General features: G+C 45.4%; 13 protein-coding genes and 1 pseudogene. 9 read left to right on the forward strand and 5 right to left on the reverse strand.

The window, feature by feature from the left end; all coding sequences use genetic code 11:
* Window positions 1-24: 24 nt before the first annotated feature.
* From SFU91_03625 to SFU91_03640, 4 genes are all read right to left on the reverse strand, one after another.
* Window positions 25-2,508 (reverse strand): PQQ-binding-like beta-propeller repeat protein, encoded by a 2,484-nt coding sequence (locus tag SFU91_03625; GenBank protein MDX2128105.1) that lies wholly within the window; start codon window positions 2,506-2,508, stop codon window positions 25-27.
* A gap of 111 nt (window positions 2,509-2,619) precedes the next feature.
* Window positions 2,620-5,307 carry a T9SS type A sorting domain-containing protein gene (locus SFU91_03630; GenBank protein ID MDX2128106.1) on the reverse strand — a complete coding sequence of 896 codons (2,688 nt, stop codon included), beginning with the start codon at window positions 5,305-5,307 and terminating at the stop codon, window positions 2,620-2,622.
* 256 nt (window positions 5,308-5,563) lie between these two features.
* Window positions 5,564-5,698, reverse strand: coding sequence for a hypothetical protein (locus tag SFU91_03635; protein MDX2128107.1), 135 nt, complete (start codon window positions 5,696-5,698; stop codon window positions 5,564-5,566).
* Between the two features lie 65 nt (window positions 5,699-5,763).
* Window positions 5,764-5,946: a hypothetical protein gene (locus SFU91_03640; GenBank protein ID MDX2128108.1), complete on the reverse strand. Its 183-nt coding sequence runs from the start codon at window positions 5,944-5,946 to the stop codon at window positions 5,764-5,766.
* Between the two features lie 322 nt (window positions 5,947-6,268).
* Here SFU91_03640 and SFU91_03645 point away from each other — a divergent pair, with 322 nt between their 5' ends.
* The 4 genes from SFU91_03645 (at window position 6,269) to SFU91_03660 (ending at window position 7,387) form a co-directional block, all read left to right on the forward strand.
* A complete protein-coding gene (locus SFU91_03645) occupies window positions 6,269-6,490 on the forward strand; it encodes a hypothetical protein (GenBank protein ID MDX2128109.1) in 222 nt (73 codons plus the stop codon).
* A gap of 156 nt (window positions 6,491-6,646) precedes the next feature.
* The gene (locus SFU91_03650) at window positions 6,647-6,901 is read left to right on the forward strand and encodes a type II toxin-antitoxin system HicB family antitoxin (GenBank protein ID MDX2128110.1); all 255 of its coding nucleotides are present in this window, start codon (window positions 6,647-6,649) and stop codon (window positions 6,899-6,901) included.
* Window positions 6,898-7,122, forward strand: a complete 225-nt coding sequence (locus tag SFU91_03655) for a type II toxin-antitoxin system HicA family toxin (protein ID MDX2128111.1) — start codon at window positions 6,898-6,900, stop codon at window positions 7,120-7,122. Before SFU91_03650 ends, SFU91_03655 begins: the two co-directional genes overlap by 4 nt.
* A 91-nt stretch (window positions 7,123-7,213) precedes the next feature.
* Window positions 7,214-7,387 carry a hypothetical protein gene (locus SFU91_03660; protein ID MDX2128112.1) on the forward strand — a complete coding sequence of 58 codons (174 nt, stop codon included), beginning with the start codon at window positions 7,214-7,216 and terminating at the stop codon, window positions 7,385-7,387.
* A 150-nt stretch (window positions 7,388-7,537) separates the two neighbouring features.
* Here the strand turns inward: SFU91_03660 and SFU91_03665 are convergent, their stop codons facing one another.
* Window positions 7,538-9,703: a bi-domain-containing oxidoreductase gene (locus SFU91_03665; protein ID MDX2128113.1), complete on the reverse strand. Its 2,166-nt coding sequence runs from the start codon at window positions 9,701-9,703 to the stop codon at window positions 7,538-7,540.
* A gap of 226 nt (window positions 9,704-9,929) precedes the next feature.
* Here SFU91_03665 and bchF point away from each other — a divergent pair, with 226 nt between their 5' ends.
* The 5 genes and pseudogenes from bchF (at window position 9,930) to SFU91_03690 (ending at window position 13,194) form a co-directional block, all read left to right on the forward strand.
* Window positions 9,930-10,400, forward strand: a complete 471-nt coding sequence (gene bchF / locus SFU91_03670) for a 2-vinyl bacteriochlorophyllide hydratase (protein ID MDX2128114.1) — start codon at window positions 9,930-9,932, stop codon at window positions 10,398-10,400.
* Window positions 10,401-10,417: 17 nt separating this feature from the next.
* Window positions 10,418-11,383, forward strand: coding sequence for a chlorophyll synthesis pathway protein BchC (bchC, locus tag SFU91_03675; GenBank protein MDX2128115.1), 966 nt, complete (start codon window positions 10,418-10,420; stop codon window positions 11,381-11,383).
* A 98-nt stretch (window positions 11,384-11,481) separates the two neighbouring features.
* Window positions 11,482-12,351, forward strand: a pseudogene (locus SFU91_03680) (chlorophyllide a reductase iron protein subunit X).
* A gap of 243 nt (window positions 12,352-12,594) precedes the next feature.
* A complete protein-coding gene (locus tag SFU91_03685; protein ID MDX2128116.1) occupies window positions 12,595-12,858 on the forward strand; it encodes a sigma factor-like helix-turn-helix DNA-binding protein in 264 nt (87 codons plus the stop codon).
* Between the two features lie 21 nt (window positions 12,859-12,879).
* Window positions 12,880-13,194 (forward strand): hypothetical protein, encoded by a 315-nt coding sequence (locus tag SFU91_03690; protein ID MDX2128117.1) that lies wholly within the window; start codon window positions 12,880-12,882, stop codon window positions 13,192-13,194.
* Window positions 13,195-13,348 lie beyond the last annotated feature (154 nt).

The following is a 13,348-nucleotide window of genomic DNA, read 5'->3' on the forward strand; positions in this document are numbered from 1 at the left end:
CCTTTTACTAAAATGACCGCCTGACTACTTGATAAGAATCATCTTTTTGGTTTCAATAAATCCAGTTGATGACTTCAACCGATAAAAATAAACGCCACTTGCAACGCCACTCGCTCGAAATACAACCGAGTAGCTTCCCATTTCTTTCACGCCTTGATCTAAAATCGCGACCCTTCTTCCCAACACATCAAATACTTCCAATTCAATGTTGCTCCGACTTGGCACGCGGTATTGAATCGTTGTGGCAGGGTTGAATGGATTGGGATAGTTTTGCTGAAGCGCGATTTGGCTTAATTGTATCGCTTTGGTTTCTTTAGTGGATAAAAGGTTAGTGTTAATTCCAGCAAAATTTGCTTGCGGAATGTTTTTGACTGCCTTGAAACTGCCGCCCGCATAAACCGCGTTGTCCGAAACTGCCAGCGCTCTGACTTCACCGTTCACATTGAGAGTCCAAGCCATAGCTGCGCCATTCACAAGGTCATACGCCGCCAAGGTGTTAAAACTGCTGGCGTAGATTGTGCCGCCTGAAACCGCCAGAGCATTGACAATGCCACTCGCATTCGGATTCCACACCGTTGCGGTGCCATCGTTTGTATTAAACGCTGCCATTCTGTTACGAGATGTGCTGCCATTAACCGCTGTGAATAATCCACCCGCATAGACCGTATTGCCCGTGACGGTCAGTGCAAAGACAGTGTTATTCACATTCGGATTCCACGCAGTTACGGTGCCATCTTTCATATTAAATGCTGCCAAGTTGTTTCGCGTCGTGCTGCCATTGACTAAGGTGAAATTCCCGCCCACATAGACTGTGCTGTCTAAGACGGCCAGTGCACTGATAAAAGGACAACAGCCATTTCTTAAGTGGCTCACATTAGGATTCCATTCAATTGCTGTGCCGGTGGTCAGGTCAAACGCAGCCAAATTGTTTCGCGCGACGCTGTCATTGACCCTGCTGAAATAGCCGCCTGCATAAACCGCACTGCCAGTGACAGCAAACGCGCTAACATCTCCATTTACATTCGGATTCCACGATGTAACCGTACCTGTTTTGAGGTCAATTGCTGCTATAAATATACGACGGACATTTTCATTAACCTTTGTAAACATACCGCCGGCATAGAGGGTGCTGCCCGAGACAGCCAAAGCGCTGACATCTCCATTAACATTCGGATTCCACGATGTAACCGCACCTGTTTTGAGGTCAATTGCTGCCAAATTATTTCGCTCGATAATGCTATTAACCATCGTAAAATTTCCACCCGCATAAACCGAGTTGCCCGAAACGGATAGAGAACTGACATAGAGTTTAGAATCCGGCGTAATTCCCTTAGAAAATAAATTGCCGCCGCTCGCATTCGGATTCCACACCGTTGCCGTACCGTCGTTAGTATTGAACGCCGCCAAATAGTTGCGCTTGACACTGTCATTGACAATTGTGAAATCACCCCCGGCATAGATTGTGCTGCCAGAGACCGCCAGTGCATTGACATTGGGAAAATAGCCACCGCTTACATTCGGATTCCACTCCTTCACCGTGCCGTTAGTCGTATCGAACGCCGCCAAAAATTTGCGATCGACACTACCATTGACCATCCTAAAATTTCCGCCTGCATAAACCGTGTTGCCTGAAACGGCCAGACTCCGGATTATAGGATAATTTTCACCGGCGCTTACATTTGGATTCCACTCCTTCACCGTGCCTTTTGTGTGGTCAAATGCCGCCAAGTTATTGCGACCTACATTGCCGTTGACGATCTTAAATTCACCGCCCGCATAAACCGTGTTGCCTGAAATCGCTAGTGCCCGGACAGTAGGATAAATAACGCCGCTCAATTCCGGATTCCATTCCTTTGCCACTCCTGTAGTCAAGTCAAAAGCCGCTAAATAATTGCGCGGTGTGCTGCCATTGACCATTATGAAATCGCCGCCTGCATACACCGTATTGCCCAAAACCGCTAGCGCATAGACATTACTATTAGCATTCGGATTCCACCCGGTTGCTGTTCCTGTGGTCAAGTCAAACGCCGCTAAATAATTGCGCGGTGTGCTGCCATTGACTGTCGTAAAATTTCCGCCTGCATAAACCGTGCTTCCCGAGATTGCCAGAGAATAGACAATGTTATTCACATTCGGATTCCAAGTCGGGTCAAGCGTTTTATCTTCCTTAATTCGAGCCAGCCTATTTCTTGGCTCACCGCCTACCGCCGTAAATTCTCCTCCGATAATCCAGCCACCGGTGCCATCGGCAACTACAGTTAGAACTACGCCTACAACTTTTGGAAACTTATCATCTCTAAGACCTAAACTCGTATCCAAAACCACTCCTTGTCCCGAAGCAGGACCAACTATTGTAAAATTACCACCGATGAATGCAGTATCACCCACGATAGCTATAGCATTCACTTGACCATTTGTAGTCCAAAGGTTTTCATTCACGGTTTGTGTTAAACCATTTCCAGTTCCGCATAACACAGAGAGAATTAAGAGATTCAATGTTTTTTTCATAGCGCAATATGAGTTGTGGACATGAATAAAATCAGGTTGCTTTAGACCCATTCATTCAAAAAAAATGAATGATACTCACCCCATATAAATTCCATAAAATGAATCAAGACCTCATTTCACCAATATCATCTTTTTGGTTTCAATAAATCCAGTTGATGACTTCAAACGGTAAAAATAAACGCCACTTGCAACGCCACTCGCTCGAAATACAACCGAGTAGCTTCCCATTTCTTTCACGCCTTGATCTAAAATCGCGACCCTTCTTCCCAAGACATCAAATACTTCCAACTCGATATTGCTCCGATTGGGAACACGGTATTGAATCGTTGTGGCAGGGTTGAACGGATTGGGATAGTTTTGCATGATTTCAAACCGCTCAACACCTTGTTTCGGTTTTTGAACGCTAAGTGGGGCATCGACGGGATTTCCATTCATTACAGAATCATACGCACTTTGAATCGCAATGGAATTGGCAACAAGCTTATCATAATTTTCACCAAATACGATGGCATACGCATATCGCTTTGTTGTACCGGCATTCAGGGTAAAGTAACCTGTCCCTTGCGTATAATCGCCATCTCTGGGATCGGGGATTAATTCATCAAAAGTTCCCGGTTTTGATATTTCCCATAGGTTATCAGATTCCCCCATTCTTGGCAAAGAGGACAAATCAAATTTCCAACTGGTTAACCCTAATTGATTAGGCGTTTCAAGAAGTTTTAAGCCCACATATCCAACAGGATATCTCTTATCCCAAGAGGCATCAACTTCTGAACCCGGATTATAGGAATAAGTTAAATTCAACGTTTTGTTGTAAAGTGAAGTATTTAGATTAAACATCCTTCCTACAGCAGTTCCCACCACATTACCGATTACCACTTTTTGCATCGGTGACGCGGTGTTATTCTTAATGTCATACGCAAAGACAATCGCATCCTGCAAATCGCTACGAGTAAATTGCAAATAGCGCGCGGATACGGTAAAACCAACTCCGTAAATGCCTGCCTTATTAAATGGAAGGTAGCCATACTGCTCGAACCAACGCCCGTCTGTGGCATCATCCAAGACAAAGTATGTTTCTTCATTCGCATCCGAAACGCCGTCATTTCTGCGGGTTTTCCATTTCCCACCCCACGATGCAGGGTAAGTTGTGGGGTCTGATTTCAATGCCGGGCTTGCGCTTAACGGATTAAAATCGGTGCTTTGAGGTTGCAACCCTTCAAAATTTCCATTGATAATTCGATAAACTCCGCTCCTTGGACCTTGATGAGTGGTGACATAGACGGCGGTATCGGTTACATCAAAAGCATCTTTACCTTGATAAGTCAACGGCAAAATGACCCTTCTCGGGTTGGGTTGTGGTGCTGGAACCGACTTGTTGTCTCTTAAACGAGTATAGTTTGAGCTTCCAACAAAGGGTAGCACTAATGTATCTCTGAAGACGCGTTCCGTTCCAAGAATCAAACTTAAATCATAAATGTATTCATTGGCTTCTACCGGCCACGAAAGCGAAGGAAGTAAAGGTGAAATGTATGTTTTACCTCCAATCAATCCGTCGTTTTGGAACTTGGTTTTCACGCGATTCGCAGCGAGATATCCAACTCTTCGGTTCAATTTCTCCGATCCCACGACTTCAACCGTAAATGTATGGGATCGGGAAGAAATCGCGGGCTGAAGAGTATCTCGTTTTATGCTTATGGTTAATGAATACTCGCCTTTTGGTAGTCCGGTGATGGGGTTGAATACCACCGTGTCTTCATCCCAATTGCCTAAGGGCTTTGGCCGCTTGGTGGATTTATAAATGCTTTGATTTTGAGAATTTTTTATTTCTAATTCTGCATAAATGCTATCAACAAAAAAGTAGGTTTGATTTCTAACCGTGTATATAGGGGTAAATCCTTTATCAGCATTGATTGGCGCGTTGAACGTGGGTGAAATGGGTTGAATCGGGTCATATTGAAAATCATTTTGCGAGGGGTCAAATACTTTTACTTTCCCACTTCTTTGTGCGACAACAAGCAGCGCCGTTTTGCCTGCCGCAGTATCGCCGGTTGGGACGAAAGTAATTCCGGTAATAGGAGTCGCGTTTGTTTCATAGTTTACGTCATTAATAATAAACTGCCTTTTGGGCCTTTGAAAGCTTGAATCGATATTCACCACAACGCCCTTTCTGCTACTACCCAAATAGCAAGTACTGGCAAACCAATATCGGTTTGTTTGGATTTCTTGCGGCTCTATCGTTACAGAGGGAAGATTTAACGTCAATATGAAATAAGGTGGAAATTGCTTTTCAAATGTGTATTGGTTTGAAATCGTATCTGATGATACGAGAAACATTGAAGTATTCGGCGTAGTTGATAAATCAATGTAACGAAGTACCCCTTTTTCATTTGCTACACTAACGACACCAATATTTTTGTTCTTTACATTTAAAGTCGCTTGAATGGAAAAAGTAGCCGTATCTAATTCATACAAGCCCTTGAAAAGTGGCGAGGTTTTTGCGGCAAATAGCCTACCGTTGCTGTTGGTCAAATTGGCTTGAAAACTTCCACTTCTGCTGCTATCTAAGATTTTCCCAAATCGGTCGGTAATGAGCCATTTCGTTTTGGTTGAGAACAGCAGATTCCCCTTAAACTCGGTTACACCATAAACTTCCATCGGTAGATTAAAAGTGTAAAGTGAGGCGGTGGTATCAAAAGGGGGAATAGGTTGGGCGTCAAGTATTTGTAATGAGAAAATTCCCGTTAATAACACAAAAGTTAAGGCGAATCGGCGAGATAAATTAAGGATAGGTTTCATAATCACTCCTTTTTTGGGTTTGAAAGCGAACTTCACAGAACTTCGTAAAGTTACCCTTTTATCCACCCGCAAACGTCGCTTTCTCGAAAATTCAAAAGTTGATTTGGACGATTTTTGACCCTAAACAATTCTTCAAACCTTGAACATGTCTTCAACACACCTTTACACTTATACCAGTGAAGTTCACCTATTCATAACATAATTCCAACGCCGAAATTTTCCTTGAAAACGAATCCTCTTATTAAAAATCAAATTCTTATGGCCGATAAATCGAAAGCACTGAACATATAATCGAAAGCACCACACTGCTTATCGAAAACACGACTTCAATAATTAAAATCACTGCAATAAATATTGAAAGCACCTGATAAATATCGATTTCTTTTGACAAAATATTGATTTTGATACGACTGATTTCGAATCAAGAGCCTAAAATATTGAATCAGACGCCTCCGATTACGAATCAGATGCTTTAAATATCGAATCAGACGCCCCTGATTTCGAATCAGAGCCACCTAATTTCGAATCAGACGCCCCTGATTTCGAATCAGATACTTCAAATATTGAATCAGACGCCCCTGATTTCGAATCAGAGCCACCTAATATCGAATCAGATGCTTCAAATATCGAATCAGACACCCCTGATTTTGAATCAGATGTTTCAAATATCGAATCAGACGCGAATAGTTATGAAAACGAACGATTTTCGGCTTAAAATCTGTCAATTAGAAAGGCTTGAAGCGGTTTGAAGAAGGTTGGAAAATCTCAAGCGTGCGGAAGGTCGGAGATTTCTCGCTGCAAGCTTGGCGAGCACATTTAAGCCTCGAAATGACAAAGTGAAGGGGGGTCATTGAGCCTGTCGAAATGCCCCCCTACACGTCGCGGTGGTTTCGACAAGCTCAACCACCTCAATTTTGAAGCTTGTTAAGAGTCTGAGATTTCTCACTGCGCTCGAAATGACATGCGGTTGGTGAGTGGCGTGCAGGATTCCGGACAAGCCGGAATGACTTGCTGCGGAAGTGTGGTGCACGACACGGTGGTTTCGACAAGCTCAACCACCACTCTTGGTTGTATTAATCCTGTTCATCCTTTAATCCTAAGAATCACGGTTCAGACAGAGTTTTGTGGCGTGCGGTACAGTGATTTATATATGCTCAATTCTTTGCTCTTTCCAACGATCTAAATCTCCTCCATTTGAAGGGTTCTTTATACCCTTTTTTCTCCTTTCATGAAATTGAATAAAACATCTCTCTTTATCTTTACTTGAAAATATTCATCGTTATATTTGAATTAGGAATTAGTTGTATAAGACCAGTATCATTCATTATCCATAAGCACGATGGAAATTCTTATTGATTTACAAATTGAAGCCTTAGACGAAGGTGGGTTTTTAGCTACGAGCAGTGATCTTCAAGGCTTTTTGGCACAAGGCAGAACTTATGCCGAAACCATTGAAATCGCGCAAGATGTCGCCCGAAAACTGATTGAATCATACCTTGAACACGGCGACGCCTTACCGGACAAGATCAAAGCTCAATTTGCCCATCCCAATCGTGAAATCACGCTTAAAATCCCCGTTGCGATTTCACAATGAGTAAGCTACCCACCCTCACCTACAAAGAGTTGATTCAAAAGCTTCGCAAAGCAGGCTTTGAATTTGACCGACAAGCGAAGGGAAGTCATGAAATTTGGTATAACCCCAAAACAAAAAAAAGAACAACGATTCCTCATCACGCAGGCTCAATTCCTAGGGGAACGCTCCGCGCCATTCTGAATCAATGTGATATATCTGTTGAAGATATCAGTTTGCTTTAATGAAAATCCACCTTTGCGGCTTTGCGAGAACCCGTAGCCTCATATAGTGGTTTCGACAGGCTCAACCGGTGATTCATTTCCTCTTCGCGGCATGTCAGATACCGAACAAGTCGGTATGACATGCCGGATGATTAGCGAGCTGGATTCCGCGGCGAGCTTGACGAGCAGATTTAAGCCTCGAAATGACAAAGTGAAGGGGGTCATTGAGCCTGTCGAAATGACTCCCTTCACGACACGGTGGTTTCGACAAGCTCAACCACCTTGATTTGCGTAGCCTTCTCATTTAACGCTTGTCATTTCGAACGGAGCAACGCGGTTTGAAGAGGGTTGGGAAATCTCTGGTGTGCGGAAGTTCCGAGATTTCTCGCTGCGCTCGAAATGACAGCCAACTGAAACTTAACTCTTAAATCTTAACTCACTCCATCCACTCCGGCATTCCCGTACTGAGGCTTTGGTTGATTTTGAAGGTTGCGAGAGTTGTCATGACTTGACTTTCGAATGAAATGGGTGCGCCGCCCTTTTGAATCGCATTCAGAAACGCCGCGACTTCCTCACGGTGGCCTTTCAATCCCGAAAACTCCCGCACCCGCTGCGCCCCTTGCTCCGAAAGTGTCACGGTTTTGAAATTATCCATCATCCCAATTCGCGCACCGCCAAAAATTTCAATCCGCTCTTTCGGGAAAAGCTTATCGCCATTCGAGAGATAATGCACACACCCCACACTGCCATTTTTAAACCGCAGCGTAATCACCAAGTTTTCACGCACGGCCGTCGGCAAAAGCTCGGCATAGACTTTTTCAATCGCCGAGCCAATGAGGAATTGAAGCGTATCGATAAAATGGCACCCTTCGCCAATGAGCCTGCCGCCGCCTTCACTGAGATCTTGTGTCCAATGGTCGGGCGGAAGCGGGCCGGCATTCACGCGGTAATGCACGGAAATTGGTTCTTTCAATGCTGAAAAATACGATTGAAGTGCGCGAACCGGCTCACTGAAGCGGCGGTTAAATCCGGTGAGCACCACCAAATTCGGATGTTTGGCTTTGGCTTCCACAATCGCGCGAAGCCCGTTTTCATCAATTGAAAGTGGCTTTTCGACAAACACATGCTTGCCGGCTTCAAGCGCAGCAACCACCATCTCGGCATGCAGATTGTGGCGGGTAGCAATCAAAACGGCGTCAATCGCGTCGTTCTCTAAAACGGCTTTGATCTCCGAAGTCGATTTCGCGAAGCCAAATTTCGATTTCACATTTTCCGCCGTGACTCCCGTAGCATTGCAAACGGTTTCTAAGCGCACCACTTCCGACGCTTTCAGCGCCGGAATCAAATAGCCTTGCGCAAAACTGCCCGCACCGATAAAGCCGATGCCAAGTTTACCTTCCATTGGCTTTGGCTTCGTGGTTGATTTAGTGGATGAATCGTGTTTCGCTTTTTCCCAATAACCATCGGTGGAGTCGAAAGTCCCATAATCAAGCAGAATGCCGATGTAACGCTCTTTCACCTCACCACTGATGAGTTTATAAGCATCCGCGCCCGATTCAATCGGGAAGCGATGCGTGGTGAGTTTATCGGTATTCATTCGTCCGGCGGCGCAAAGGTCAAGGAAGGCTTGCATATTGCGCTGCTCTGTCCAGCGGACATACCCGATGGGGTAATCAATTCCCTTTTCTTCGTAATTGGTATCGTAGCGGCCTGCGCCGTAAGAGCGCGACAGGCGAAAGTCTAATTCCTTCATATAATATGGGCCGCGGGGCAAGTTCATTCCCGTAACGCCAACCATCACCACGCGGCCACGGTCGCGCATGATTTCGGCGGCGAATTCGACGGGATCGTTTTGCGAAGTCGAAGCGGTAATAATAACGGCATCCACCCCAAAGCCATTGGTAAAGCCTTTGATTTCTTCCAAGATGGTTTCGCTTGAACGCGTTAGTGCAAGGTCAGCGCCGAGTTCCTTGGCAAGCCTTACGGAATCGGGATTGACATCGACGCCTATAACTTTTGCGCCGGAGGCTTTGAGCGATTGCAAAAGCAATTGCCCCACAAGTCCCAAACCCAGCACAAGCACCGTTTCACCGAGTGTGACATTGGCTTGACGAAGCCCTTGTATGGCAATCGCGCCCAAAGTGGTGTAAGATGCGGCATCTTCGCCGACGCCTTCAGGAATTTTCACACACAAGTTTTTTGGCACCACCACGAATTCGGCATGTGAAGCGTAGCCTTGCCCGGCGCACGCCACTTTATCGCCGGGGCGAATGCCTGCAACGTCATCCGCCACTTCAAGCACGGTACCGGCGGTGGCATAACCCATTGCGGTATCGCTATTGAGCTTATTGAAGGCGCGGTCCAATGTTTCCAATATGCCTTGTTCTTTCATTTGTTTGAGCACAAGCTTCACAAGGTCGGGGCGAGAGCGTGCTTTTTCGAGCAAAGATTTTTTTCCGAAATCCACTTTCGTGCGTTCGGTTCCGGCACTGATTAAACTGTATCGGTTTCGAACCAAAATCATTCCGGGTTTGAGCGCGGGCATCGGAACTTCTTTGACTTTAATGGTGCCGCTTTGGGCATTTTGAACAAGCTGTTGCATTGCGTATGAATTAAATCAATGATGAAACTTTTATCGGAGGAGAAAAAGAGCGGGCAAAGATACGTGAATCGTGGCGATTCTCTTTGATTGAGTAAGTATTTTGAGCTATCGACGGTTTGTGACGTATAAGGGAATTTTTTTTCTTTTGAAGCCGAATCCCTTTTGCTTAGATTTATAGCAGTGTGAGTGAAGTTTTAGCTCAATATTTGAAAAAGGAATCATAACAATGCCACGCTATACACCGGAGCAACTCCGTTTGCGCAACGCATCGATTTGGACAAAAATTCAAATCATTCTTGCCCCGATTCAATTTTTTGTTTTCCTCGGCGGCTTGGTCATTACCTACCTCTATTACATCGATCAAATACACGATTTCTATTGGGTTACCATTGGTGTAGCTGTCAAAACACTCTTTTTCATCATACTCTTTGTAACCGGTGCCTTTTTTGAAAAGGAGGTCTTCGGCGAGTGGGTTTTTTCGCCGGAGTTTTATTGGGAAGATGTCGGCAGTTCAATTGCAATGGGTATTCACTTTTTGTATTTCATTTTGGCAATTTTTATTCACGATCGAGAAGTATTGGTTTGGGCTGCATTTGCCGCTTACATCAGCTACCTCTTGAATGCATTGCAATATTTGATACGGATTTATTTAGAGAAACGAAACGAAAAACGCCTGCAAGCCCAAGGGTTGGTATAGGTCGAAAGGAGTAAAGGATGAGAACGAAAGCCGTGGTATTTACAGGCCCCAACCAAATTGAAATTCAAGATGTTGGCTTGCGCGAAATGACGGATGAAGATGTGTTGGTGCGAACCGTTTGGTCAAGCGTCAGCGCAGGAACGGAAAAAATGCTTCTTTCGGGGAAATTGCCCACAATGCAAATGACCCAATTCCCCGTAATTCCGGGTTATGAAACCGTCGGAAAAATCATCGGTCGCGGCGATCATGTTCCCGAAGAGCTTTTAGGAAAGTATGTTTATGTTTCAGGCTCTTTCGGTTATGTGGGCGTCAATGCAGCCTTTGGCGGTGCCTCTCATAATTTGGTTTCGCCGGCGCATAAAGTCACACTTCTTGATTCACTTGAAAATCCAATGCTTGGCATTCTCCTTCCCCTTGCATCAACCGCGCTTCATATCATCGATCTCGCGGCAGTTAGGAACAAGCGCATTCTCATTTTAGGGCAAGGGGCGGTTGGGCTTTTAGTGGCTGAATTTGCGCGGCTTTTTGGCGCAAGTTTTATTGCCGCCACGGATCTCAATGCCGCCCGATTGGAAAAATCCGCCGCGCATTTACGAATCAACCTCACCGAAACCGGCAGTGCCGATGTCTTGATGGCAACACCCTTTGACGCAGTTATCGACTGCACGGGCTCAATGAATGCAATAGCTGAAAGCCTTCGCTATCTCAAAATGAATGCCGCTGTCATTCTTGGCGGATATTATGAAAAAATTGACTTGCCCTACAATATGGCCTTTATGAAAGAGCTACGCTTTCTCGTCGCGAAGCAGTGGGCAATGGGCGATCTCGACCGCGCACTCGATGTTATGGCAAAGCGCGAAATCGGGTTTGAAAAGATTATCACACATCAAAAGAGCGTTTGGACAGACATTGCACACAGTTATGATGCCGCTTTTCACGATTCCTCTTGCCTGAAATTGGTACTGGAGTGGGAAGCCGATTAACTGTGTGAAGAACTTTGACGGGTGCAATGAATTTGCACTCTCATCAATCATCTTTGATCATCGCATTGACCGTTTGCAATGCACAAATTATGAATCCAATGCCTGCGAGAACGATCGCCATCTATGGAAAAGGCGGAATCGGTAAAAGTTTTACCACCACCAACTTAACAGCAACTTTTGCCAAATCGGGCAAACGCGCCCTTCAACTTGGCTGCGACCCAAAGCACGACTCCACAACCACCCTATTCGGCGGACTCTCATTGCCCACCGTTACTGAAGTCTTTGGCGAACGCACTATGAAACACGAAAAAGTGCAAGTGGAAGACATCGTCTTCAAACGCCACCCCGATTCGCTCACCGATTCGTGGGGCGATATTTTTGGCATCGAACTCGGCGGCCCTGAAGTGGGGCGAGGCTGCGGCGGCAGAGGCATTATTTCAGGCTTTGATGTGCTCGAAAAGCTCGGTCTTTTCAAATGGGATTTGGATGTGATTTTAATGGATTTTCTTGGGGATGTCGTATGCGGCGGCTTTGCAACACCACTCGCGCGTTCGCTTTGCGAAGAAGTGATTTTGGTGGTTTCGAATGACCGGCAATCCATCTTCGCCGCCAATAATATTTGCATCGCCAATAATCACTTCAAAACCGTTGGCGGAACTTCGCGGCTATTGGGGCTCATCGTTAACCGCGATGATGGCAGCGGCATTGCCGATCGCTACGCCGAAGCCGCAGGGATTAATATTCTGATGAAATTGCCTTACAACTCCGAAGCGCGAGATAAAGCCGATGGATTTGATTTAGCAATTCATTTGCCCGAAGTCGGGGAAAAGTACCATAGGCTTTGCGATCAAATTTGGAATCGCGAAGTGCCATATTGCGAAGCGAAAGGGCTGAATTATGATGATTTTATGAGGCTTTTCGGCGAAGTTGATTCCCGCAAACCAGACCCCGCTCATCCCGAAGACTTGCGGCTCTCCAAAAATTTAGATCTCGATGCCGCAGCAATGGTCAAAGAGAAATTGGAAAAGGAAGCCGCGAAGGAAGCATTTATCGCAAACGGATTTAAGGCCGAAGGTAGCGGATTGATTTCGATTCAATTGCCAAAAGCTGAAAATACAATGGGCGATAAAGTGGCGATTGGCAGCAATGCGGCATCGCTTCCAGAAACAGATGAATTCATCAAAAAAGCTCCTGCAAAAAAATTGCCACCGATGGCCGCAAGAAAATTGGCGTCGCGCGCTGAGAACCCTTTGGCCGAAAAGCCAGCACCGCCGCCGAAGACAGACCACGAGCGGCTTTTGGCTTGCATTGATGCCTTGCCGAAAGTCGAGCGCGAAATCATTACGCTTTTTGAGATTCGCAAAAAATCTTTAAGTGAAATTGCCATTGAACAGCATATAGAACAACGAGAAATTGAAACACATTTAAATAATGCTCGGTCTCGATTGAAATCGCTATTTTTCCAACTGGATTAAATACTGTAAACAACAATACCGATGAATACCACCACATTAACGGCTGAAGAACTTCAAAGGCTTCATCAAGTCATTGGCGAAGTGCTCTCAGAAAAATTATTAAGCTTGCGCTCAAAAGCGGCCGATGACACCGCAACCAATGCAGATCGAGTAAATCTGAATTTTGCCGAAGAGGTTTTTGCGCTTGCTCGAAATCGATTTTCTGTTACCAACAACGAAGCAAGCCATATGCAGGGCGGCGATGTTTGGGTTGAAAGAACAGGCGCTCATTACCCGCATATACGATTGCACGGCGGTGCACGCGATGAAGACGTTCCGCCTGCCTCAAAATCCTAATCTTTTCGATTGATTGCTCCAACCCCCGCTTTTCCCGCCTTCTCGCCCTGAATTCGGCTAAATCGGCTTTTACTTAATTTGTTTTAGAGAAAATTGCGCATCTCCTTTGGGTAAATTACACTGTTCCGTACATACGGTTTTTCTGACGTTTTTA

This window comes from Chloroherpetonaceae bacterium (assembly GCA_033763895.1).
GTDB lineage: Bacteria > Bacteroidota > Chlorobiia > Chlorobiales > Thermochlorobacteraceae > JANRJQ01.